Origin of the sequence: Sulfobacillus thermosulfidooxidans (assembly GCF_001280565.1) — a bacterium.
Lineage (GTDB): Bacteria > Bacillota > Sulfobacillia > Sulfobacillales > Sulfobacillaceae > Sulfobacillus > Sulfobacillus thermosulfidooxidans_A.
Window position 1 is genome coordinate 565,193 of the sequence record NZ_LGRO01000001.1, and the last position, 20,581, is coordinate 585,773.

The 20,581-nt window shown below is 56.5% G+C and carries 28 protein-coding genes and 1 pseudogene; 6 read left to right on the forward strand and 23 right to left on the reverse strand.

Annotated features, from left to right (window positions below):
• Window positions 1–26: 26 nt before the first annotated feature.
• Window positions 27–1,220: a helix-turn-helix domain-containing protein gene (locus AOA63_RS02905; protein ID WP_053958309.1), complete on the forward strand. Its 1,194-nt coding sequence runs from the start codon at window positions 27–29 to the stop codon at window positions 1,218–1,220.
• A gap of 297 nt (window positions 1,221–1,517) precedes the next feature.
• Here the strand turns inward: AOA63_RS02905 and AOA63_RS02910 are convergent, their stop codons facing one another.
• Window positions 1,518–1,952: a prepilin peptidase gene (locus tag AOA63_RS02910; RefSeq protein ID WP_053958310.1), complete on the reverse strand. Its 435-nt coding sequence runs from the start codon at window positions 1,950–1,952 to the stop codon at window positions 1,518–1,520.
• Window positions 1,953–2,396: 444 nt separating this feature from the next.
• On the opposite strand from AOA63_RS02910, the gene AOA63_RS02915 reads away from it, so the two are divergent.
• The 4 genes from AOA63_RS02915 to AOA63_RS02930 are packed head-to-tail and all read left to right on the forward strand — an operon-like array spanning window position 2,397 to window position 3,947.
• Window positions 2,397–2,900: a MerR family DNA-binding transcriptional regulator gene (locus tag AOA63_RS02915; protein WP_053958311.1), complete on the forward strand. Its 504-nt coding sequence runs from the start codon at window positions 2,397–2,399 to the stop codon at window positions 2,898–2,900.
• 23 nt (window positions 2,901–2,923) lie between these two features.
• A complete protein-coding gene (locus tag AOA63_RS02920; protein ID WP_053958312.1) occupies window positions 2,924–3,286 on the forward strand; it encodes a hypothetical protein in 363 nt (120 codons plus the stop codon).
• Entirely contained in the window at window positions 3,283–3,594 is a 312-nt protein-coding gene (locus AOA63_RS02925; RefSeq protein ID WP_053958313.1) for a hypothetical protein, read from the forward strand. Before AOA63_RS02920 ends, AOA63_RS02925 begins: the two co-directional genes overlap by 4 nt.
• Window positions 3,585–3,947, forward strand: a complete 363-nt coding sequence (locus AOA63_RS02930; RefSeq protein WP_053958314.1) for a hypothetical protein — start codon at window positions 3,585–3,587, stop codon at window positions 3,945–3,947. The genes AOA63_RS02925 and AOA63_RS02930 overlap by 10 nt, the downstream gene beginning before the upstream one ends.
• A 37-nt stretch (window positions 3,948–3,984) precedes the next feature.
• Here the strand turns inward: AOA63_RS02930 and AOA63_RS02935 are convergent, their stop codons facing one another.
• The 16 genes and pseudogenes from AOA63_RS02935 to AOA63_RS03005 all read right to left on the reverse strand — a co-directional run bounded on the left by AOA63_RS02935 (window position 3,985) and on the right by AOA63_RS03005 (window position 16,001).
• A complete protein-coding gene (locus AOA63_RS02935; protein WP_053958315.1) occupies window positions 3,985–4,362 on the reverse strand; it encodes a MarR family transcriptional regulator in 378 nt (125 codons plus the stop codon).
• A 20-nt stretch (window positions 4,363–4,382) separates the two neighbouring features.
• Entirely contained in the window at window positions 4,383–4,604 is a 222-nt protein-coding gene (locus tag AOA63_RS02940; protein WP_139061480.1) for a hypothetical protein, read from the reverse strand.
• Between the two features lie 28 nt (window positions 4,605–4,632).
• Complete coding sequence (locus tag AOA63_RS02945; RefSeq protein ID WP_082343712.1) at window positions 4,633–5,313, reverse strand: EAL domain-containing protein; 681 nt, start codon at window positions 5,311–5,313, stop codon at window positions 4,633–4,635.
• Window positions 5,314–5,491: 178 nt separating this feature from the next.
• Window positions 5,492–6,652, reverse strand: coding sequence for a hypothetical protein (locus AOA63_RS02950; RefSeq protein WP_053958318.1), 1,161 nt, complete (start codon window positions 6,650–6,652; stop codon window positions 5,492–5,494).
• 68 nt (window positions 6,653–6,720) lie between these two features.
• Window positions 6,721–7,593 (reverse strand): hypothetical protein, encoded by an 873-nt coding sequence (locus tag AOA63_RS02955; RefSeq protein ID WP_053958319.1) that lies wholly within the window; start codon window positions 7,591–7,593, stop codon window positions 6,721–6,723.
• A gap of 95 nt (window positions 7,594–7,688) precedes the next feature.
• The gene (locus tag AOA63_RS02960; RefSeq protein ID WP_053958320.1) at window positions 7,689–9,626 is read right to left on the reverse strand and encodes a hypothetical protein; all 1,938 of its coding nucleotides are present in this window, start codon (window positions 9,624–9,626) and stop codon (window positions 7,689–7,691) included.
• 77 nt (window positions 9,627–9,703) lie between these two features.
• Window positions 9,704–11,065, reverse strand: coding sequence for a PQQ-binding-like beta-propeller repeat protein (locus tag AOA63_RS02965; RefSeq protein ID WP_053958321.1), 1,362 nt, complete (start codon window positions 11,063–11,065; stop codon window positions 9,704–9,706).
• Entirely contained in the window at window positions 11,062–11,325 is a 264-nt protein-coding gene (locus tag AOA63_RS19640; RefSeq protein ID WP_053958322.1) for a hypothetical protein, read from the reverse strand. The genes AOA63_RS02965 and AOA63_RS19640 overlap by 4 nt, the downstream gene beginning before the upstream one ends.
• A gap of 44 nt (window positions 11,326–11,369) precedes the next feature.
• On the reverse strand, window positions 11,370–11,627 hold the full coding sequence (locus tag AOA63_RS02975; protein WP_053958323.1) for a hypothetical protein: 258 nt from the start codon (window positions 11,625–11,627) through the stop codon (window positions 11,370–11,372).
• A gap of 196 nt (window positions 11,628–11,823) precedes the next feature.
• Window positions 11,824–12,006, reverse strand: coding sequence for a hypothetical protein (locus tag AOA63_RS20145; RefSeq protein WP_242848387.1), 183 nt, complete (start codon window positions 12,004–12,006; stop codon window positions 11,824–11,826).
• A 390-nt stretch (window positions 12,007–12,396) separates the two neighbouring features.
• Window positions 12,397–12,867 (reverse strand): annotated as a pseudogene (locus AOA63_RS20150) (RRXRR domain-containing protein); the annotation flags it as partial.
• A 219-nt stretch (window positions 12,868–13,086) separates the two neighbouring features.
• Window positions 13,087–13,332 (reverse strand): DUF2442 domain-containing protein, encoded by a 246-nt coding sequence (locus AOA63_RS02985; RefSeq protein WP_053958325.1) that lies wholly within the window; start codon window positions 13,330–13,332, stop codon window positions 13,087–13,089.
• 2 nt (window positions 13,333–13,334) lie between these two features.
• Window positions 13,335–13,598 carry a hypothetical protein gene (locus AOA63_RS02990; RefSeq protein ID WP_053958326.1) on the reverse strand — a complete coding sequence of 88 codons (264 nt, stop codon included), beginning with the start codon at window positions 13,596–13,598 and terminating at the stop codon, window positions 13,335–13,337.
• A gap of 107 nt (window positions 13,599–13,705) precedes the next feature.
• Window positions 13,706–13,885: a hypothetical protein gene (locus tag AOA63_RS02995; protein WP_053958327.1), complete on the reverse strand. Its 180-nt coding sequence runs from the start codon at window positions 13,883–13,885 to the stop codon at window positions 13,706–13,708.
• 45 nt (window positions 13,886–13,930) lie between these two features.
• Window positions 13,931–14,788, reverse strand: a complete 858-nt coding sequence (locus AOA63_RS03000; RefSeq protein WP_139061481.1) for a hypothetical protein — start codon at window positions 14,786–14,788, stop codon at window positions 13,931–13,933.
• A 58-nt stretch (window positions 14,789–14,846) separates the two neighbouring features.
• Window positions 14,847–16,001, reverse strand: a complete 1,155-nt coding sequence (locus AOA63_RS03005) for a hypothetical protein (protein WP_053958329.1) — start codon at window positions 15,999–16,001, stop codon at window positions 14,847–14,849.
• 71 nt (window positions 16,002–16,072) lie between these two features.
• Between AOA63_RS03005 and AOA63_RS03010 the strand changes: the two genes are divergently transcribed.
• Window positions 16,073–16,576 carry a hypothetical protein gene (locus tag AOA63_RS03010; protein WP_053958330.1) on the forward strand — a complete coding sequence of 168 codons (504 nt, stop codon included), beginning with the start codon at window positions 16,073–16,075 and terminating at the stop codon, window positions 16,574–16,576.
• Window positions 16,577–16,711: 135 nt separating this feature from the next.
• Here the strand turns inward: AOA63_RS03010 and AOA63_RS03015 are convergent, their stop codons facing one another.
• From AOA63_RS03015 to AOA63_RS03040, 6 genes are all read right to left on the reverse strand, one after another.
• Window positions 16,712–17,011, reverse strand: coding sequence for a hypothetical protein (locus AOA63_RS03015; protein WP_053958331.1), 300 nt, complete (start codon window positions 17,009–17,011; stop codon window positions 16,712–16,714).
• Window positions 17,012–17,088: 77 nt separating this feature from the next.
• On the reverse strand, window positions 17,089–17,280 hold the full coding sequence (locus tag AOA63_RS03020; protein ID WP_053958332.1) for a hypothetical protein: 192 nt from the start codon (window positions 17,278–17,280) through the stop codon (window positions 17,089–17,091).
• A gap of 22 nt (window positions 17,281–17,302) precedes the next feature.
• Window positions 17,303–18,013, reverse strand: a complete 711-nt coding sequence (locus tag AOA63_RS03025) for a hypothetical protein (RefSeq protein WP_053958333.1) — start codon at window positions 18,011–18,013, stop codon at window positions 17,303–17,305.
• 132 nt (window positions 18,014–18,145) lie between these two features.
• Window positions 18,146–19,033, reverse strand: a complete 888-nt coding sequence (locus tag AOA63_RS03030; protein ID WP_053958334.1) for an SDH family Clp fold serine proteinase — start codon at window positions 19,031–19,033, stop codon at window positions 18,146–18,148.
• Window positions 19,006–19,239, reverse strand: coding sequence for a hypothetical protein (locus tag AOA63_RS03035; protein WP_053958335.1), 234 nt, complete (start codon window positions 19,237–19,239; stop codon window positions 19,006–19,008). Before AOA63_RS03035 ends, AOA63_RS03030 begins: the two co-directional genes overlap by 28 nt.
• A 314-nt stretch (window positions 19,240–19,553) precedes the next feature.
• A complete protein-coding gene (locus AOA63_RS03040; protein ID WP_053958336.1) occupies window positions 19,554–20,573 on the reverse strand; it encodes a hypothetical protein in 1,020 nt (339 codons plus the stop codon).
• Window positions 20,574–20,581: the final 8 nt, after the last annotated feature.

Genomic DNA, 20,581 nt, shown 5'->3' on the forward strand with positions numbered 1-20,581 from the left:
TTTTCGTCATGTGAGGAAGGATTCCTATGGGATTTGGTCAAATCTTACGCACGTTGCGGGAAGAGCGGCATTTGACCCAACACGATTTAGTGGCACCGGGATTGTCCCGCACCTTAATCAGTCATTATGAACACGAACGCCGCTTACCGTCATTTGAACATGTCCAGTACTTGGCTCAACGTTTACAGGTGGCGACGGATGTGTTTTTTGGGGGCCACGGTATGGATACGGCGCATGCGCAATTTTTGCACTGTTTGAAGGCCGGAGAACAAGCAGAAAGACGGGAACACTGGGCAGACGCACAATCATGGTGGGATCACGCCTTGTGGATTGCGACGACCTTTCACTTTGTGACGTGGATTCCATTGATTCACTGGCACCAAGTACAAACGGCCTGGGCGCAACAGCAGTGGAAGGCCGTGGTGCAATGGGGCGTGCCGCTCCTTGTTCATGGCCAATCGGACTTGTCCCGTGAAGATGCTTACCGGTTATTTGCGATTTTGGGTCATGCGCATCGAGAGTTGGATCAATTGTCGACCGCCGAGCTCTTCTATCAGTTGGCCCAAACCCGATCGGGGATCCAAACCGAACAGGGATTAAAGATGATGATTAACCGGGCATCATGTCGATGGCTTCTCGGCGACTGTCGCGAAGCGGCCCGGTTATTTGACGGGGTGCGGCATGAAGCCGCGGATCATCATTGGGCGAGTTTAGAAGCCTGGGCACAGATTGGTTGGACTACAGCGCAATTGAGTCAGGATCGGCCGACGGACTGTCTGGAGGCGTTGGATCGAGCCGCCCATCTGGCGGACGCATTGGCCGATCTCGCATTACAGCAAGCGGTTCAGCAGAATCGTTTAGTGATCGCACGCATGAGAGGCCAATGGAATGACGTTGATCACATATTTTCCGAATTAAGGACGTTGCGTTCTCCCCTCCCGCTGTCCTGGATTACGGAACGGTTGTATTGGTGTGGAGCCACGGGAGCCTGGGAGGAAGGGCAGGAGTGGGTGCGCAAAGCCGAGCAGTGTGCTGGCCTCGGACAAGAGGTTCGCGATTTTTGGCGAGCCACCGCGGTATTTTTTCAAGCATGGGGATCCCCACGGCGAAGTGCCTTAGCGCAACGCCTGGCCACTCTCCAGAATATGACGTTGGCTGAAAGCCTGGCCATTTTTCGATGGGAAGAAGAGGAGGGAGCAAGCAATGACATGGCGCATTAGGCATCGCATTCTCGGGATTCTTATTGGACTTTTGCTGATTGGCCCGTTGTCGGGGGCAATTCCGCCCCCTATGCATTAACGCACCGTTCCTCCGTTATCGGTCACCCCGAGATGATGCTCTTTTATCGTCCCGAATCGCGGAGGCGTGGTGAGGATTGGCAGGGCAGACAGCAGAGGGAATGGCTCCGAAGTTGCGAACGAGGCACCCAAAATAGGAGGGGGAACGTCCCATAGGGGACCAGGGCTTGACGGGGTGTATTGCAGGGGTTTTGCAGTCTCATTGCCCCTGGACGGTCACTAATGTGGGGTCATTATCCAGGCCCACGCCCCCAAGGACAGAAGCCACAAGGGGATACCGAGTGGCAGATTGCGAGTCGGGCGATGGGTCATCCACAACCCCATCGCCACGACACTCATGATCCCGTAGCTGGCCGCGATAATCAGCAAGGTTAGTCCCCCACCAAACACGGCTCCAAATGCGGCGAAGGTGGCCGCGTCCCCCAACCCCAGACCGCCCAATGCCCACAACCCCACGCCCGCGGCCCCAAAGGCGAGGGCGGCGATCCCATGCCCCCACCAGGAGCCTAATCCACCCAGGCCGAAATCTGCGAGAATCCCGATCAGCATCGCGGCGCCGGTGCGATGAAAGGGGAGTAAGCGGTATCGAGCATCAGAAATGGCCTGAGTGATGGCGAAGAGTCCCCAGAGGCCCGTGGCAACCCATTCCCACACGTAGGTCACCCGCCTTTCGTTGTTTGAGGTTAGCAAAACACAGTTCTTTTGAACTTTTTTACCCGCGAATCCCTGTGCTCCCGTCATTTTGCTACGTGAGTTCGTCAACGCTTTCGATGCAGAGGACTGTGGGGCGGGACCCATAATATTGGGGATGGCTCAGAAATCGCACGAGGGTTGTCATACCCTGGGATGACGCAGCACGCAGTAAGTTCTGTGGCAGAATCGGATCCTGTCTTGACTCCGTAGATTTTCGCATGATCGGCATCTCCTTTCTAACACGGGGGGTTCGACTCTCCGCAACGCCAACAATTCGCCCGGAGTACGGAATTCCCCGGACCCTGCGGAACCCCAGGACATCGGAGCGAAACCGGACTTCTCGCCACGGGATGGGAGTGGGGAGAAATCTTGATCAGATCTGATCAATTGTGATATAATTCCACCATGAAATCATCACAATGGCTTACAATTGGACAAGCGGCGCAACGACTCGGAGTGAGTCCCCAAACGTTGCGCCGGTGGGAACGGCAAGGCAAAATTCACGCCGTGCGATCTCCCACCAATCGTCGCCTTTATGCGATGCCCGAAGTGCAACGTCTTTTGTCTCCCGTGTCTTCCGCCCGATGCGTCATTTATGCCCGAGTGACTCCCGCACCCACCGAACCCGATCTGGCGGAGCAACTCATCCGGTGCATTGACTACGCGGGGCAACACGGATATGATGTGATCCGTGTGTTTCAAGAACAGGGAAATGGGGACGATGACAACCGTCCGGTGCTCCACGAGGTCTTGTGCGGAGCCCAAGCGCACGAATTTCAGATCGTGTTGGTGTCCTCGCCCGACCGGTTAGCGTTGCACGGATATGGGTATTTAGAACGGTTGTTCGAGGCGTATGGTGTGCGAGTCGTGTGGCCGACACCGTCCGATGCGGACCGTCCTCGGTTATGACCCGCAAAAAGGAGGCCCATGACATGGATCCATCGTATGAATCGATTTATCAAAAACTCTGGATTGCTCACATGCTCCACGAAGCCTCGTGGGATGGGACAAAATACCGGGTGTATTTAGGTGATTGTGTCCTGGCTGTGTTGAGCCCTGAAGACCGCGAACATCCTGCGTGGTTTCAGTATAATACGTTGCAGGGGCGCAGTCCCCTGTTTGTGGACTTTCTGCGGACTCAACTCGGCATTACGGACGATAATGCGATCACGTTATTGCAAACGTGGTGGGATCGCTGGGCGACTGAGCGTGTGCAACGATTTTTGGCCAGTCGCATCGAAAACCACAAAATCGTGGCATGGCCTTTACCCTTACCCGCAGGAGGTCCGTCATGAACGTCACTCTGGATCAATCCATCGCGAAAAAGCTCCTAGCCGTTGATCTGTGTACGACGTGGAGCCCCACCGAGCGTATCCAATGGTGGTCCGATCACCTCACCGTTGAGGAACGGCAACATCCATTGGCCCAATGGATCCTGCAAGCCCAAAACCAGTTCGAGTGGGATGAGCACATTGGGGGATTTTTGAGTGCGTTTTGGCACTTGCCGCCCCATCCATGGGGATCCCGTGACACCTCTCCGGAAGCCCAGGCCTATCGGCGCGAAGCCTTGCAGATTGTGGGGGAGGACATCCCGTGTCCCTAGATGCCGAGTGGGATCGGGCGATGCGTCTGTGCGCGGACATTGCCGCCCATCCCTTACACCCGTCGCTCGATTGCACGGAAGTCGTGGAAGTGTTTTTGCGGGCGGTGCCGTCGGGACACATGGCGTATCTGCATGCCCAGGGAACCCATCCCCAGTTTTTTGAGGTCTGGGAACGCGGTCATTGGCGACCCTTTGTGTATCACGCGGTTTTTATTTTGCGCGGATGGGTATTTGATCCGTATTGGTCGGCCCATCCCATCGCGCAAGCCCAATACTTTGCGGCCCTGCAAGAACATAATGCGCACATTCCACTCCAATGGGATACGACGTTACCCCCCGGATATGTCCAATAGGCCAGGACAACGATCCCTGGCCCAACGAGACAGACCCTCACACGACCACGCGCCGTTTGCGGCGCCGACCGGTCTGATCGGGAGGACCCCATTGCGCTTGAACAATGCCCGCCTGTTCCAGGCGTTCCAACCACCGCCAGGCTTGCCCCCGACCCACGCCAAACCGTCGAGCCAGCAAATCCGAGGTCACGGGGGTGCCCGGAGGCCACCGACGAACCGTGTGAAGCACCATGGTCCATTCGGGACTTCCCGGCCCGGAGACCGAGCGGGGAGCGGGCGTCACCGGGGGCGGCATCCGGTGGGGAAATTCCCCTGGCTGCACGGGTTCGGGGGATGGGGGGGCATCTGATCGCGGGAGATCAGGCCCTCGCCACAGGCGTTGCCAAAACACGTACCATTCAGGTTTTGTCGCCATGGTTCCACCCCCATCTGTCCTTAAAAGCCCGAAAACCGCCACGAGCGGATCACGGTCGTCCCTGCCATGACGCGAAATTCGACCCAGTCCTCGGAGTCATCCCACGTTGATCCCCAGATTTCGAGGGCATCGCCCCCGTTGCAATCGGCCAGGGTTCCCCCAGGGCCAAAGGGCGGGTCTTGCGTGACGGCGTATCGCCACGCGGGGTCTTCCGTGATGCGGCGTAACTGCACCAGGGCCACCACCCCCTCTCTGTATCCTATCCGTATTTTACCATGCAATGGTGCGATAGGGGCGGGGGGGTGCAATCCCAAATCCTTGCACGAAGGGGATGCGAGCCACGCGGGCCGCTTCCGCTTCCTCGGGCGTTTCCACCCCTTCGGCCACCCAGGAGACGGGAGCCGCAAATGCAAAGTGCTGGATCCATCGGATCCACGCCGCGAATTCCGGTTGTCCCAATTGTCGGGTGATCACGCGATCCAATTTGACCCATCGAACCGGCCACGTCACTAACCGGGTGGTGGATTCCACACTATCACCCCAATCATCGAGCGCGATGGAGGCTTCTTGTGCTAGGGCGGTGACCACTGGGGACAACCAGCCTGGCTGTTCGAGCAGTTCCCAAACCACCGGAGCCAAGGCATGACTCCAAAATCGGGGCGAGTTCTGATCATCGGATGGATCCCACCGGGACGCAATACCACGCGGATGCAAATTGATGAACCATATCCCCGATGGGGCTTCGGGTTCGTGTCGCCAGTCGTGGAGGGTGCTGAGAATGTGGCGTTCCACTTCGGCAATCTGGTCGTGCTGATCCGCCCATTGCCAGAGGCTGGCGGCGGATTCGGTGTGTTCCCAGCGGGTCAACCACTCGTGGCCAATCACTCGGCCACTCACGGTTTCACAAATCGGTTGGATCCAGAGGGTAATACGGGGGACGGTGAGCATCATAGCGATCTCCTTTGTCCACTCTGTTATTTATTCTCGATGCCCGATCCCGTTCACACGGAGCATTCGGGGGCATCCACGGACTTGTGGGATAGGTCTCCGATGAGCGATGGATAACCCGTTGCAATACAAGAACGCCCCAAGATTCCGGTGGGAATTCCTGGGGCACCTTGAACAGGTCTTAGCCTTTTTGTCCTACCGTCGGATTGGGCGAAAACTGCACCACGGGATAAGGGCAATCGTTCGGGTCGTAGGCTTCTTGATAGACGGACCCATCGGGTTGGGACGATTGCACGCAGGATTGATTCGCTCCGGTGCCCGTGCATGTCGTGGTGACGAGCGTTTGCGGGGCGACATCAATCGCCCACCCAGGACCCGGCAATAACGTGTTCGGTGGCGCATTGCCTGCCGTCACCCACTGATCGTTTTGCGGAGGTTGAATGGATTGCCCGTTGTACGTCGTTTCTTCAGGGTTCGGCATGCACGCGGCAAACGTAAAAGTGCCGACCACCGTTTGGGTGCTCGTTGTGACCACCGGCGGTGGAGTGTAGGGCGGGGGCGTATACGTTGGTGCGCTGGTGCCAGTCGTCGGCACAGACGATGTGCTGGTTCCGGTCGTGGAGACCGGATTCGCCACACACGGCACGGTGCTTTGGCTTTCGATGGCGTTGGTTTGCACGTTATGCGTATATTCGGTTTGATAGCCATTGACGCACGCCGAGAAGGTCCATTGGGGGTAAATGCCCGGATTATCGCTCCCGGTGCCCTGACAGACCCCATCGCCGTCAATTTGGGCTTCACCTGGAGGGCATCCCTGCCCAGCGGGGAGACAGACAGATTGCCCGTTCACAAAGGCGTTGAGTCCTCCGGTTTGCGCTGCACAAGCGTTGTAGGTATATTGCCCCCCGCCTATCGACTGAAATCCTGGAGTACTTGACCCAATGGTTTGGGTCAACGGATCGGAATAACCATTGGAGTATAAGCTGTTGCCCGTGACGATGGCCCCGGATGGCAAACTGGTTCCCGTCGCATTCCCCAATCCTCCTGATGTTCCTGACGAGGTCGTTCCCGTATAGGTCCATCCTCCAACGGATACTCCTGACAGGGACGCCGTGGGGATGGTAACGCCTCCAATCGTAAAACCCGTTAAATCTCCTGCACTCCAACCCCCGCTCCAGCCGCCGGTGCTCCCCCCGCTACTGGAGGTCGTGGGGGTACTCCATCCTCCCGATGACCAGCCCCCTCCTGACCAACTCCACGCATATACCGGAGATGGAAGCGCGCCCGCCAGAATTGTCAAACCCAGAATGCCGAGCGCGCTCCATCGCCACCGTTGAATCATGGACTATCACCCCTTTCGAGCGTTGTTACGCAATTGGACAGCAATCTGATGACGGGAATACACCAAAATTAGGACAATGGGGTTGAGGGCAACGAAGAACCAGGGTTAAGATGCAGTCCCTCCAATATCCAGTGCCACTGGTGAGGTGTTCGCACCAATCCCAAGACGATCCATCCGGAGCGCACCGTGGTAGTGTCACCATGATGTCGGGCTTGTAAAATCACGTTCGCTACGAACGGCACCCGGGTTAACGTAATAACGTGAATGGTTGAGGTGCTTAGTGTAGATGGGGGACGAAACACTCCCCATCGCACGGCAGGTCGTCCAGCGGGATGAATGGTGCCTAACCCAATGTCGAGTTGCGTAACCCAGATATGGTGGGGAATTCGGGCAGCCCATACCGCATAACGATGATCCACCCACGCGGTAAAGTGCGATGCTTCGCCGGGACCGGTCTGACTAATGATAGCCCCCGGATCGGGCCCCAATGCGATAGCGAGATCCTTGACCGCCGTATTCCATGCCGCATTCCATACAGATACAGGCAGCCGAGGAGCTACCGTTACGGGGATGTGCACAATAGCGGCATCCCACTGATGCATCGTCGAGGGCAATCCCAAAGCGGTGACATGAGGATCAGGTGTGGTCGGGGGCCAGCCTGCTAAGGAGGGAGAGATGATCCCTTGGGATGCCGCATGCAATCCAAGAAGATGTCGGCGGATGACCACCCATTGATGTTGCCAGACCCTCGCGTTTTGCACCTGTAGGGCCTTCCATGCAGTCGCGGATGTGATTACCACCGGAACAGAAGACGGCGAGGTTCCCCCGTGTGTCGGGCGAATCACCCGGGGCGCGATTGAACCTGAGGACGCGACTTTCCATCCGATGCCCAGACCGATGCCCATCAATCCGACTCCGAGCAGAATTTGCCACCATCGCACAGAATCATTCACTCCTTTGCCTTGTGGCCTCAAAAAAGAGCCGCTGCATCCCCTGTGATGGGAAAAATGCAGCGGCTCTTACGAGCAAACCGAGCTTAATAGACAAATTGATCGACAGTCCACGCCACTCCATTGGGGCCTCCCACGAAGGGAACCTGTTGCAGGGTGATCGCTCCAGGGATGGTGGGGAATGTACTCGGGGCTTGGATCTTGCCATTGACATATTGTGCCCCTTGACTGCTCACTTGAAATGGCACCGTGATAGTCCACAATCCCTGGGCGTTTTGTTGCGCACTCACATGGGCTGTGACGGTTTGCGATAAGTGCGAGACGGTGGTGGGGATGGTCACAGATGGCTGAATCGCTATGGCGTCGCTGTAGCGCCACGTGCCAAAAGGCGTCGCGTGTTGGTCTGCAATCAATGCCACCAAATCCGCCTGACTCACAGCAGGGGGTAATTGCCATGCCGCTTTGAGAGGATTATTGAGGTACGTCTGAAGATCCTGTTGAGCGACGGCAACAACTTGATTAACAATAGTAGAGGAGAGCGACGAATTCGCTTGCGTAATCGTGGATGTTCCACTCACCGACGATGCCGGAAGTCCCAGATGTCCGAAGACCTCCCGAGCGGATTGGGCAGACGTGATATAGCGCATTCCATCTGTCCAAACTTCTTCAGTGGCATATTGTCCTCCATAGGGCTTTAAGACCAGATATTGCAAAGGACCTTGATGCATCGAACTCACCGGGTATCCGCGTGGTACGAATCCCTGCAAATCAGCGCGAGTCCGATCCCAACTCGATGTCGTAACAATTTGTTGTCCCCCCAACACCATAGGACCCGTATAGTCCGTCAGGAGTTGAGTCGACGTGGTAATGTTCGGGGATAAGGGGGCTGTCCACACAACGGTTGCCGCTATGGCCCACTCCGACCCTGGGGGTGCCAACCACGTCGCTTGATCCGTGCCGAGCGTGGCAGGTAACAAAGCCCATGGCGCGGTCGGACTGGCTTTGACCCAGAACAGCACAGATTTTTGGGGATAGGATGTTCCGAGGCTAGACGTCGAGACCGCGGCCGACATCTCATTGCTGTTCAGGTTTTCGGTTAACGGATTAGCTTTGATGATCACCGGGACATTCGCTTGCATGGGGTTGGTGGGGCTGATTTCCTGCCCATTCTGCGACACACTATAAATATTCACATAGGGTGCGGGTGGCAAAGCATTTACTTCCGGCTGAGGTGCTACGGACGCCACGGAAGATGGCAATTGCGACAGAGGCACGGGACTACCCGTCGTTTGTGCCACGGCTTGTCCGGTGAGGGTCGAACTCCAAACCGCGAACGTTGCGTTATTCGGTGCACTGGGATCTTTAGCGTAGACAACGACCCGGTACAGACCTGATTGCGTTGGGGTCAACGTAAAGGTATTTTGCGTGGAATAATTCGTGCCCACCCAATGTCCACTCGGAGTTTCATACCAAAATTGATAGACTGGATTAAGCAGATTCTGGGCATGAGCCGTAAATGTAATGGAATGTTGAGTTACGACATCCGCATTGACTGGGGCACTCAACGGTTGCGGAGTTTTGGTTGGTAATGGCGTAAACGGCCCCTGGAGCGTCACCGTGCTGGCGACATTGGCAATAAATTGTTGATACTGCGCCTGCGCCCAGTCTCCGGCGGCAATTTGATTGGCGTCCAAGGCATACACCACGACGGGATAGGACCCGGCCGGGGCATCGGCAATGGTAAAGGTATTGTTGGGGGAATAGTTCTGCACCATTTTCCATCCGGACGGAAACTCTTCCCACCATTGATATTCCACCGTGCCTCCGTTGCCATTGGCGGTGGCGGTGTAGGTTAACGTGGTGCCGGGTTTTTGCGGACCATTCGGACCATGCGCCACCAAATTCGAGACCGCCGGAGGGCGTCCTGCCCCCGTAATGCTCACCAGTAATCCGGTGCTGGCGAGGGTTAAGAGGACACGTCGTCCGGTGTGAGCTATGCGATGCCATTGTGTTTTCTGAACCATATCCTGCCTCCTTTTGTTGAGAAAAACTGTGCCTAAATTCGCGATACCGGGAAAAAATTCCTGCTTATCGCCACGCCCTACGAGGATGCGGGGGGTAACCCATTGGCCGCCAGGGGCACGCTCGCCACAACGCTCGTGTGCGGGCTCGGCACCACCAGAATCAGATGATGCCCCACGAGAATGGGAGAATCAATGCCAAATTGTACGGACGATCCCCACGATTTCTGCCCTTGAATGGTGCCCGTTTGGGCATTGAGCACCCACAGGGTCTGTCCGGTCGGCACGTAACAATGCCCGTGCCACACCAACACGCCCGCCCGGATCGGGGTGCCGGGTTGAAACTCCCACATCACGCGGCCCGTGGCTGGATTCAGAGCATACAGAGTATCTGTGACCGGCGAGGTGAGGTAGAGGTGCCCATCTGCCGCCGTGTAATTTCCGGTTTCGGTATGAATCGGGCGGCGTCCTTGTCCCAACGCGATCTGTCGGAGCACCCGCCCCGTGCGGGTGTTGATTTCCAAGGCGGTGACTGTGACCCGGGCTCCAATGGGCACGGACGGCTGAGAGAGGGGAGTCGTCAGGGTGCTCAGCCACGCCACCTGGCCTTGAATCAAGGGATTGGTATCGGTGATGCCCCCGGTCCAGACCGGATTGGCTGTCACCCACTGGATATGACCCGAGGGCACAGCAATCCCCCAAATGCTAGCCGGGGCCATGGCGGGCACGATGGCGATCCCTGATGCCGTCACGGGGGTCGCACTCATGGAGTCAAATCCGGCAATCCACTGATGCACCATCGATTGCCCCGTGGTGGCATTCCACCCATCGAAATAGCGATGCCCCGTGCCCACATACACCGCTCCATGATAATACGTCAGGGTTGGCATGACCGCCCCCTGGGTCGTGTGGTGCCAGAGGATGTGGCCCGTGCGAGCGTTAAAGGCCGCCACCCCGGACGCCCCGCTGCCCCGCACCTCAAACGCATTGCCCACGCTATGGGGGGAGACATCGCTCATCGTGCCATTGCCCCACCCCAGATAGACCACGGTGCCTGCCGAATTCAGAATCGGGGTCGCCATGAGTTGGTTCGGAGCGTGCCATCGCCACTCGATGTGCCCGGTCTGCGCATTAAGCGCATATAGCCAGCCTCGGTGCGTTGTCATGGTATCGACGAAAATTTGCTGCGTGGCGGGATCGTAGGCCGCCTCAAACACCCCACGCCCCGCCACGGACGTGTGCCAGGTGCCCACAGTGCCAGGCACTATCGGATTGTGGGCCGCGTTACCCCCGTATTGCGCAAAGACCCCTGGGGGCTGAGCGGGCGTTGTCAGCACGGTGCCGAGCCATCCTAATCCCAACAACCCCCCGGCCAGGAGACCCACTTTAGCGATGCGGGGAGGAATGGGGGACCGCGACGCGGGATGCCCAGGGGAGATCATTCCCGTGGCCTCCCGGCATCCGGAGCGAGCCTCCGAAGCCGCCGCTGATCCTCCGGGGTCAGGCCCGGCCAGACGGCTTGATCCCACCACCCGCACGCCATGCCCCGTAACACTCCACACGGGGCATCCGTCAGGAGACATCGTACCGAGTCGGGGGTATCCCCACTTCCAACGGCGTTCGCACAGACCGCCCGAACCCCGATAATGACCGCGCGATCCATCGGGGATGGAACCACAAGCGGTGTCGGTCCTTTGACCATACCTTGTCACTCCTTTGCCTTACCATTGCTCATTGCTGGCGGAATTAGGGACGTGCCCGGTCAGGGCCAACCAGGACGACTTGGGAGAGAGTGTGGCGGAATCCCTCATGCCCCGCCACCCACAAAGCCCATCCGATTAACACGAGGATGCCCACCCCAAGTAAGAGGGGCCACCCGTATTCGCCCCCCCATCGTAGCCACGGATGCCACCGTTTGCGGCGAATCGCCGCCCGCAAGCGTGACCAGGGGATCACCCGGGGTCGCGAAGACCGCCGCGAAGAAGATGACGGCACTAGACCCATAACACACCCCGCCTTTCGTGTAGGACACAAAAACCCCCGTTCTTCCGAGGAAGAACGGGGGAGAGGATACCCCAATGGGGGAGCCATCGGGCTGCGTGTTAGGAAGAGGGAGAGCGGGGCAGGGCGGCATGCGTGTTGTCCGTCCAAAACAAATGACGCACTTCAACAAGGAACACGCGGCACGGAATCCCTCGGCTTAAGCCGTAGGGAGGAGCGTTGCACTTGTCTTCCAGGAAAACCCACCAGACCGGGCGAGTAACCGCACAGTGTAGGGACGAAACTGGCCGATTCGTCGGCCGTCCGCGTCCTGTACTCCGATCTTTGGTGTGGTTTCGGTAGGCAAACCGCACACCCAGCCGCGTTTCGTCTGTGCTTTCATGCGGATTTCCACCCAATCGCCCTTACGGAAGAACGTTTTGTTCGTCGTACCCCCAAACCGGGGCCGAATCCCACCTTTTTGGGGATTCTGCCGATGCAGGCTCCGGCGTGCAAATGCGTGTCGCCGCCAGACCTGGAAGGGCGGGTCGCCTAGTGGACAGTCCAGTCTGTTCATCGCCAGGGCACAAGCATCCACGGCCTGGGACTCGAAGACCTGTGGGCGATGTGGCCCAGTGATTTTTCGGAGGCCGAATTTCTCCCGCAGGGTCGCCGTTTCCTCGGCCCGCACCAATTCTAGCGGCGCGAAGACGGAAAACGCCTTGTATGTTGCCCGCTTTCCGATTTCTGCTGTGCTAAACCACCGTGCTGCCTGCCCGATTCGAGGATCGTGGCGCACGTCTTCGCACACGATTCGGCTGATCGGGTAGATCCGGCACAGCTCACGCACAGCTTTAATCCGAGTCTCTACCTTTGCCCGCTGGCTTGGGGCGAGCCAGTACCCGTTTCGCCGCCGATTATTGAACCGCTTGGGTCTGCGTGGTGTCTTCCGATACCGGCGTCCTCGACGGAGGTTATGGCGCGTGTTCATCTTCTTGTGGACGTCCTTGGGCAGCTCGACCTGTCCGCAGAGATTGATGCCCTCCTTCGAGGCCACTGCCAGACCCTCGTGCAGACCGCCGGGGTCCACTCCCAACACTATCGGCTGGGCTTCCATTCCCACCGGGCGAGTCATCTGGATGTAGAACACGCCCAACTTGTTCCGGCGTGGGATCGCAACTCCATCCCGAAGCATCATGCGGGCCTTTCGGGGTGTGGTCGGCATCAGGGGCTGCCCGTCTATTCCAACAACTGGAACTCTCATTACCGATACACGGCCTCCTTTCGGAGTGATGGTCGCCTCGGGGTTGCCCCGACCGCTTAGGCCCTTGGAGGGACCGTGGCATTCAGCGGTTCTGCCGCAGGGGTCCAGGCTGGCGAAACACCTGGACGTGCTTGTAGCGGTCGGGAGCCACTGCGCGGGAGAACCCGTGCCCCCTAGTCATGAAGTCACCCTTGCCTCCACCAGGACAAGCCCCCGCCTTCAGGCGCGGGGTTCATGACTATCTTCATCTAACACCGGCCAATGCACGACCCAGCCATCGCCCGTGATGGTCCACTGTTGCCGATCTTCGGCAGACGCCTGGGCAAGTCGGGGGAACCACGCCACGGGGACTCGCAGTTCCCTCCCGTCCTGACACTGCACCACCAACCATGGGCCCTCGAATTGAATAGTCCGAGCCCGAGCATCATACGGAATCGTGCGGAAATCGTTTGTCGGATGACCCATTGCTAAAAGCGACGGACATCCGCAGGAGGCTCGCCTTCGGCCCACGGATACTCCCCCGTGGCAATCCGATCCTCCATATCATCGAGCACTTCCGCTTCGGAGGCATTATCTTGGGCGGTATCACCCACATTCCAAAATGCCGCCTCATAGCCACTATCGGTATAGGCATGCACTCCGTGCCCCCCGTACCACGCTAACGTTAAACCCCGGAGGGCATCCCGTCGCACAATGCGGGCCCCACGTAATTCCTCGGCCAAAGTCGCCATGATCGCTCACCCTTTCTGACAGGAATCATCCCGTCATGCAATTTCATAAAAAAGCCCCACCCATGCGGGCCGGGCTTGGTAAACGTCTAACGAGTCGAAGATGGCACTTAAACCTCATCTAACGTATCCCAGACAATCTCCAAACTGTCGTCCAGATACGGATCGGCAATCTCGGGGATTGGGACGGTTTCTTGCAGGAGACGCCGTTCGGCCTCGTCGAGTGACGCCGCTTCGATTTCCACATATCCTCCCACCCGGCACGTGACAAAAACCTGATAAGTTGGCATGGCTCCCCATCCTTTTCGTGTTGATTGGGTCAACCCAGAACTTCTTTATTGTTCCTTCGTTTTGGCCCGGGCAAAAGAATGGGCCAAAACGGGAGTTGCATCGTCAGGGGGCACGTGGAGCAGGGAGACCCCAATCAATGCCCCACTAAACAGCAACCCTTGCGCCAAAATCCAGACATAAATCAGCAGAATCCCCAGAATCAGCATGTGATAGAGGACAACCCCCACAGCGATCCCTCCCAGTCCATCGAGGATCTCGAAAGGATAGCCCCATCGTGCAATCAGGGCGGCCCGAGAGGGCCACGGCTGGCGCGAAGGCGGGGTGTTGCCACTCGGAAAGACATAGGCCGGCGCAATGCCTTCCATGAGCACGAAGGGAAAGACCAAGGCCAAGCCGACAAGATATGCGAGAATCAGCAAGAGAATCCCCCCGGGAATCTCCAGAGGAAGAACGTGGTCCATCCCAGACAAAAACAGCGTCTGGAGCCTTTGAAAAGATTCAGAATGCGATACGATCACGCCGCTGACGATCGTGCCAAAGAGCAACGGCAGCAGAAAAAGGACGGCGGCACTGTTCATGAGGCCTTTAGCCACGGAACGGCTCCAAGGCGAATCACACAGCAATAGCCGGCGATAAAAAACGCGAAGCGGATTGCGCGGAACCGGAGGGGGCCAGACCAGGTCTTTAACATGCGCTGCCATCGTGTGAAGGGTGGCGGAAAGCACGAGAAATCCCGCCGCGATCCCATAAAAAATCACCCCATGGGGCAATGAGGCATGCTGAATCACATGCCAACCGATCCCGATCAGGAGACTGGGCCCGATGCCCCACAGGGGCACTGCATAGAATCCGGGTGTCCGAAGCAAGCGCGCCATTGTCGTGCGCCACAGAGACCCAAACATTTTGACGCCCCCCATTTTATCGTGGTTGACCCTCCCCGCGCCTCAAGGCAGGAGAGAGTTAATGCGCACTATCCTGCAAACAGTCAGAGATCGGCGGAGTGGCCCATACGGTAGTCCACGGATCGGATTCTGACTGCCACAGACCGCGTGGGTCGTATGACCACGAAAACCAGTCACGCAGTAATCGATATGTTGGAGGCTGATCCTGGAACACGTGTTGACCGTACTCGTCAGTCAAGACGATCTGTTGTTGAGCTGTCAGGGTGAGATCTTCATAGACGACCCGAGTACCTGGAGGAACCAAGGGCCACTGAAACTCGGATAGTCTGTGGGGGTGCCCGCCATGAAAGACCACAACGCCCGATTTAGCTTCGGGCAAGCGCAGGAACCCGCGCCCCCGCCAATTGTTCCAAAGCCACACCGTATGCGGAGCCTGGCTGACTTGCGACAGGAGTTCCCAGGGCGTCTCGGAATCATGCACCATAAGAACGGACGTTCCTTGGCGAACCAGGTGATTCGCCAGCGATTGCAATACGACCGACCACGTTTCCCGGTGCCCGGTCGCAAAAATCCACCGACCAGGACGTTGAATGCGGCTTCCTACGGACCGCACGAGATCATCAAAAGCCCCGACGGGGTTTCCTGGCGAATCGTTCTCGGCAAACTCTATCGGCAATATGCCCTGAGTCGGTGATGCCCACCAATAATACGAAGCAGTCTGTTTACGCCAGATAAGAGGGCTCGGCCAACGTTTGCCCTGCACCCTTATTGATTGGGTTAAATCGCTGCGCCACACCATGTCCTCGCCATGCATTCGGCGTTGATCATCAACCCACGTCCACCGCACACCGATCTGCTGGTCATTCCGCTCCGTAATGACCACCTCAACAACCGCGACGGAGCCCTGACCAATCCAGGGAATGTGATTAGGGGTCACTTGAGTCCCCGCGATGATACCTCTCCGACAGGGTACGGTTCGGTCTTGCAGCAGGCTATGAGCTAATTCGTGCCACTGATCGACCAATACCAACCATGATGCATCCCACGGAATTTCGGGAGGCCATGACGATACGGCCAGCCCCCCCTCGTTCAACCAAGCCCACGGTTGTCCTTGTTCGGTTGCACGGTGTGCGACATGGTTTAAGAGTGTAATCATCAGGGGATCGGGGGCTTTGAGGGCAACCCAGTGATCCATTGTTGCTAGCCACTGCATCAGGAGGACTTTCAGAGAACGTGTTGAATTCCTCATAGATCCCAGACCTTTCTGGAAAGGAATGATGGAACGTGACCCAGTTGTCAAAAACTATGGTGCTCAATCTGATTGATCAACAACTGGCGCAAATATCGCCGACCGCTACCCGCGTAGAAATCAGTATGGCTATAGGCACACTGCTTGCCGATTTTCGCACAATGTTGCCATCGCCATATAGCGAGAGTGCCACCCCGCCACCCACACAAACTCGCGCTCTGGCGATCCCTGTTCTCAAGGAAACTCCGGTAGAGCATGTCGTGGGGGATGCATGGCTCTTTCATCGACAAGATACCTGGCCATCCACTGTACAGCACTGGCAACGGGTTGCCGTTTTGTTGCTTAACAATCGCCAACAAATAGCCCAGGCTGATCAAGCGAAGCAGGTTGTTCGCCAAAAACCCATAACCGGAACCTTCCTGAAAAACGGTTCGATATGGATCGATGATGGACTGCGACGGGTCTATGCTCTGTGGTTATTAGGAAGCACTACGATTCCCATTTGGATCGTCGATGAAGAAGCAGATGCACACAATTAGTGAGAGGGTCGCGGCGCCGCCGTTCGGCGTGTCTGTACCGGCCCTTGAACAACAACACGAAAAGTTCCTCTCATAATCGCGATAACTGAACCTCTCTAGGACTAAAGTCCGGAGTTTGCACCACCGGATTTTTCGTCAAAAAAGATGAGTCGAAGATGGGACACCAATGCCTTGCGTGACTTGGTGCCAGTCCATCGGGCAGGGGAGCGGGGGGATTTCATGATGAGCAACCCACCGTCGCCGCCAATTCAAAATCATCGCCCCCGTTAGGATCTCGGGCTCCGTCAGGGATACCATCCATTCGACATCGGGATCGCCCGCCGGATTGCCGATGCTATAGCTGGCAGGAGGCGGATCCCCTCCAAAGCCTACATAGAGCACATCCGCTTGGGCATCATACGCAACGGAGACTGCCGAACCATCAATTTTTAACATATAAACCCCCCCTCTACGCCATGAGGAATGTAGAGTTTTTATTGTAGCGTCGCGAAGAAACCCAAGATAAACATTCGCTACGCGAGGGATTGCGGGGGTTCCAACGAGATGAGGCGTTTTAACGTCTCCAGGACGGCAGGCGGATGCACGATAACGATCCAGGTGCCATCGGGTTCCATGATGACCGTGGGAATGCGTTCCGTGTCATCATACGGGTGAACAGTGGTCTCTAATGCTTCCGCAATGAGCTGCTCTCGGGATCGGTTCATGGACAACATCTTCGCCAATTGGTTAGGACAATGCGTGACCCATGGTTTCCGCCAAGGCCGTGCGAGCTTGGGGCAGCGTGATGGCCCCCGGCGGAGCCACCGTCACCGTGCCCGAGGCCGACACAAACGCAATCGACGGGAATGCGGCCACGTGCCACGCCTGTTGCACGGCGGTGGGGGCGACATACACATGAATGGCCGGGGAGCCGAGCAAGCCATACGTGTGGACGTATTGGCGCATGGTGGCTTCCATTCCGCTCACGCTCAATGCTCCGCCGACACCATCCGCCCCGTGAAAAGGCGGCGAAACCGGGCCGGGATTCGCAATGCCGCCTTGGGGCGACACATCCACGACATCAATAACGACCCCATGAGTCTTCGCGATCGTGGGCCAGACCCATTTGTCTTCATAGCCACAAAACAAACACCAACTGGCCATCGCCATGACCACGGTGGCTTTCGTGCCTTGAGCCAGGTGCGTGGGATGCCCCGATAAGGTGTCTACCGTCGTCTGCTGAAATGGAAACATCGTCCCGGCGACAAACGGATTGGACACGGGAGACGGGGTGGACGGTTGCGATCCCGAGCGCGCGGTTCCGGATGCACTCCTGCTCGGGGGGACATGCGTGGTCAACACGCCTAAGCCCCATCCGCCCAGAAATAAGCTCCCCGCTACCACCATGAGGAGTCCTCCCAAGAGCTTGCGAGAGATCGTCACAGAAGAAGATGGCATATGCGCGCTCCTTTCATGCGATAGCCATGTCACGCAAACAAATAATCCCTATTGCAGAGCTGCTGCAAAGGGATGTAGGCATAGGTTTAAAGGCTACGAAGAATTTTTTATCACGATCTTGCTGTCTGACTGTTAGGAGGAGAGCCACGACCCTAATACATGAGAAACCCGGGCACCTTCATAAATGCGATGCTTTAACACAAAATACTTAGTCCACAATCTCCAAATTAACTGCCATTGTACATCTTCTGTGGACAGTATTAATACGGGAAGTCCAGCATTTTTAGCATCTAATGCCCCAAATGTAGCTGAATGGTCTTTAGGTAAATCAACTAACTGGTCTTTAAGTGTTTGCTTTAAGCTGTCTACGTCTTCTATTTTTCTGTCGGGGTTACACTTTAATGCTTCCTCTAAAATTGTTTCCGTTCGGCCCAGTGCTGCCAGTGCTTGTTGAACCATAAGTGCATTGACATTGCTCAACAAGGATGTGTACAAAGGGAAGGTTTCTGGTGCCTCTTTTATTTTCTGGGCAGCGGTCTCCACCGCCGCAATGATGTTTTTTGCTGCAATGAATTGATTGGAGTCTGGACTGATCTGCAATTGAGGATCAACTGGTCCCAAGTCACTAGTCGGTCCCATGACAATTTTATGTGCACCTAACGCTAACAGTGTGGCTGCGCTTTTGGCTTGATCAGGAACGAGAATGTATAGCTCTTTACATCGAGATTGGAGTGATCTTGCCATGCGCACGGCAGACTCTCCATCTCCACCTGGGGAGGAAATGATGACATGGATATCCTGACGGGGATCAGCATCGTAAATTAAATCTTCGAGATACGTGATTCCCCATGGCCCGATAATGTCTACCATAACTAATAATCTGCACGCGAATCGCTCTTCGTATTCGCGAATTAAGGCTTGCCGATCATAACGACTGGCATTTTCAGCATGAAATAGAGGACTTTGAGGCGGCAAGTCAATATTGTGAGCATTTATTTTTTGTGATGAAGATTCAGCCATAGAGATGGGTTTCCCTCCCATAATTCGTGGGTCGGCTTTTCTTTCCGCAATTTTTGCCCCATTTCCCGAGCCGCTTTAGCAAGCTGAACTTGTGAGACGATAGTGGAATCTTCGCTTTGTGTCAAACGAATAAATGTCTCAACCAGATCTTCGGGAGATTGAGTGCCATTCTTGTCGTGGGGATGTTTCTCTTTTGACTCTGCCACAATGATTCCTCCTCTAGTTAGGTCCACTGATAAAACGTGTCTTTTTCAATGGTGGTGATTTGGGAGTATGGATATTGCCTGTATTTGTCTGATCGCGCCGATCCCTGTATATTTAATATATCGCAATTCACTTCGTAAAATATGCTGCGCATTTAAGATTTCGAATTTTTTCGTTTTGAAAGTGAAACTCACAGGGCGATTCATCTACAGTGTGGTTAGCTAAGTTACTCCCATCCTTTCGGGATCGTAATATTTAAGAACATTCAAATTCCGTGAGATAATAAATCATGGCGTGATGCGATATAACGATGGTGTTATCCATTGGACCCAAAATCCGGGACAGGCACCGGACAACTATTGATGTTGTAACTCTCGTTAGCCACCCAATAGGGGGCTCCATCATCGACTGTTTGGGTTGACGTGCTCAAGACTTGGCCCGTTTGCGGATTGATCGTTTCGTAGGTGTTGATGGTTTCGTTTTGCCATTCTTGCGACACCACGCCCCACATCGGCCCAGGCAACACTTGGCCGGTGGCGTTCTCGTTTTGCATGGCATCCCACAACGCCGGGGCACTGGTCAATTGGCCGGAAAACACCGCACCCGGAGCCATTTGCGGCTCGGACCCCATGGCCACCGTATTCGGTTGGGGCGGGGTAATCGCCGTGCCCGCCGTCTCGCCCGGGGCCAGCACAAAATGGGCCGCAGGTTCGACACTCGTCAACGCCGGACGCGGTTCACATCCGTTAAAGTACATCGGTGTCACGGGCACCGCCGTGTTTTGCGAATTCACCAACTTCGTCACGGGGGAGGGAGTGTTGTTCCCCGGAGGATTGCCGCCTCCATTAGAAGGAGGACTGCCACCTCCATTAGAGGGAGGATTGGATGATGGACAATATCCAAATGGCCCTGTGGCTCCCGGGGCTTCAAAGGCAAAATGCCCCCGAGTCGTATAATTAGAGTCTTTGACAAACTCACAACCCGACGAGGTGATGCTGACCACGGTCCATCCTAAATGTCTGGGTCCCCGAGGAAAGATCGGATCGGGTAGCTCTAAAGCCCCTCCTCCGGTAGATGAGCCAGGGGGTGACGAGGGCTCGCAGTAATGAAAAAATGGTTGAAGATACAAATTGGAACCACACTCACCGCCGTGATTACCCGGCCCTGTAATAGTGGTGACATGCCCGGCGTGATTCCCCGGAAAAAAGATCGGCTCAGGCGTGGGTACAAAGTGCGGTTGTCTGAAGTTCGCCGCCCAAGTGGGCACCACCCCTCCGATGCTCCCGACAACAGCGATCAGAACCCCCGTCACCGCCTGTCGCGACCATTTTGCCATGATGTTTC

What these genes read in the sequence shown, in the direction of transcription:
- AOA63_RS02905 (WP_053958309.1), top strand. Translation starts at nt 27, where the DNA reads ATGGGATTTGGTCAAATCTTACGCACGTTGCGGGAAGAGCGGCATTTG.
- AOA63_RS02915 (WP_053958311.1), top strand. Translation starts at nt 2,397, where the DNA reads ATGAAATCATCACAATGGCTTACAATTGGACAAGCGGCGCAACGACTC.
- AOA63_RS02920 (WP_053958312.1), top strand. Translation starts at nt 2,924, where the DNA reads ATGGATCCATCGTATGAATCGATTTATCAAAAACTCTGGATTGCTCAC.
- AOA63_RS02925 (WP_053958313.1), top strand. Translation starts at nt 3,283, where the DNA reads ATGAACGTCACTCTGGATCAATCCATCGCGAAAAAGCTCCTAGCCGTT.
- AOA63_RS02935 (WP_053958315.1), bottom strand. Translation starts at nt 4,362, where the DNA reads ATGGCGACAAAACCTGAATGGTACGTGTTTTGGCAACGCCTGTGGCGA.
- AOA63_RS02945 (WP_082343712.1), bottom strand. Translation starts at nt 5,313, where the DNA reads ATGATGCTCACCGTCCCCCGTATTACCCTCTGGATCCAACCGATTTGT.
- AOA63_RS02950 (WP_053958318.1), bottom strand. Translation starts at nt 6,652, where the DNA reads ATGATTCAACGGTGGCGATGGAGCGCGCTCGGCATTCTGGGTTTGACA.
- AOA63_RS02960 (WP_053958320.1), bottom strand. Translation starts at nt 9,626, where the DNA reads ATGGTTCAGAAAACACAATGGCATCGCATAGCTCACACCGGACGACGT.
- AOA63_RS02965 (WP_053958321.1), bottom strand. Translation starts at nt 11,065, where the DNA reads ATGATCTCCCCTGGGCATCCCGCGTCGCGGTCCCCCATTCCTCCCCGC.
- AOA63_RS19640 (WP_053958322.1), bottom strand. Translation starts at nt 11,325, where the DNA reads ATGGTCAAAGGACCGACACCGCTTGTGGTTCCATCCCCGATGGATCGC.
- AOA63_RS02975 (WP_053958323.1), bottom strand. Translation starts at nt 11,627, where the DNA reads ATGGGTCTAGTGCCGTCATCTTCTTCGCGGCGGTCTTCGCGACCCCGG.
- AOA63_RS20145 (WP_242848387.1), bottom strand. Translation starts at nt 12,006, where the DNA reads ATGAAAGCACAGACGAAACGCGGCTGGGTGTGCGGTTTGCCTACCGAA.
- AOA63_RS02985 (WP_053958325.1), bottom strand. Translation starts at nt 13,332, where the DNA reads ATGGGTCATCCGACAAACGATTTCCGCACGATTCCGTATGATGCTCGG.
- AOA63_RS02990 (WP_053958326.1), bottom strand. Translation starts at nt 13,598, where the DNA reads ATGGCGACTTTGGCCGAGGAATTACGTGGGGCCCGCATTGTGCGACGG.
- AOA63_RS02995 (WP_053958327.1), bottom strand. Translation starts at nt 13,885, where the DNA reads ATGCCAACTTATCAGGTTTTTGTCACGTGCCGGGTGGGAGGATATGTG.
- AOA63_RS03000 (WP_139061481.1), bottom strand. Translation starts at nt 14,788, where the DNA reads ATGTTTGGGTCTCTGTGGCGCACGACAATGGCGCGCTTGCTTCGGACA.
- AOA63_RS03005 (WP_053958329.1), bottom strand. Translation starts at nt 16,001, where the DNA reads ATGCAGTGGCTAGCAACAATGGATCACTGGGTTGCCCTCAAAGCCCCC.
- AOA63_RS03015 (WP_053958331.1), bottom strand. Translation starts at nt 17,011, where the DNA reads ATGTTAAAAATTGATGGTTCGGCAGTCTCCGTTGCGTATGATGCCCAA.
- AOA63_RS03020 (WP_053958332.1), bottom strand. Translation starts at nt 17,280, where the DNA reads ATGAACCGATCCCGAGAGCAGCTCATTGCGGAAGCATTAGAGACCACT.
- AOA63_RS03025 (WP_053958333.1), bottom strand. Translation starts at nt 18,013, where the DNA reads ATGCCATCTTCTTCTGTGACGATCTCTCGCAAGCTCTTGGGAGGACTC.
- AOA63_RS03030 (WP_053958334.1), bottom strand. Translation starts at nt 19,033, where the DNA reads ATGGCTGAATCTTCATCACAAAAAATAAATGCTCACAATATTGACTTG.
- AOA63_RS03040 (WP_053958336.1), bottom strand. Translation starts at nt 20,573, where the DNA reads ATGGCAAAATGGTCGCGACAGGCGGTGACGGGGGTTCTGATCGCTGTT.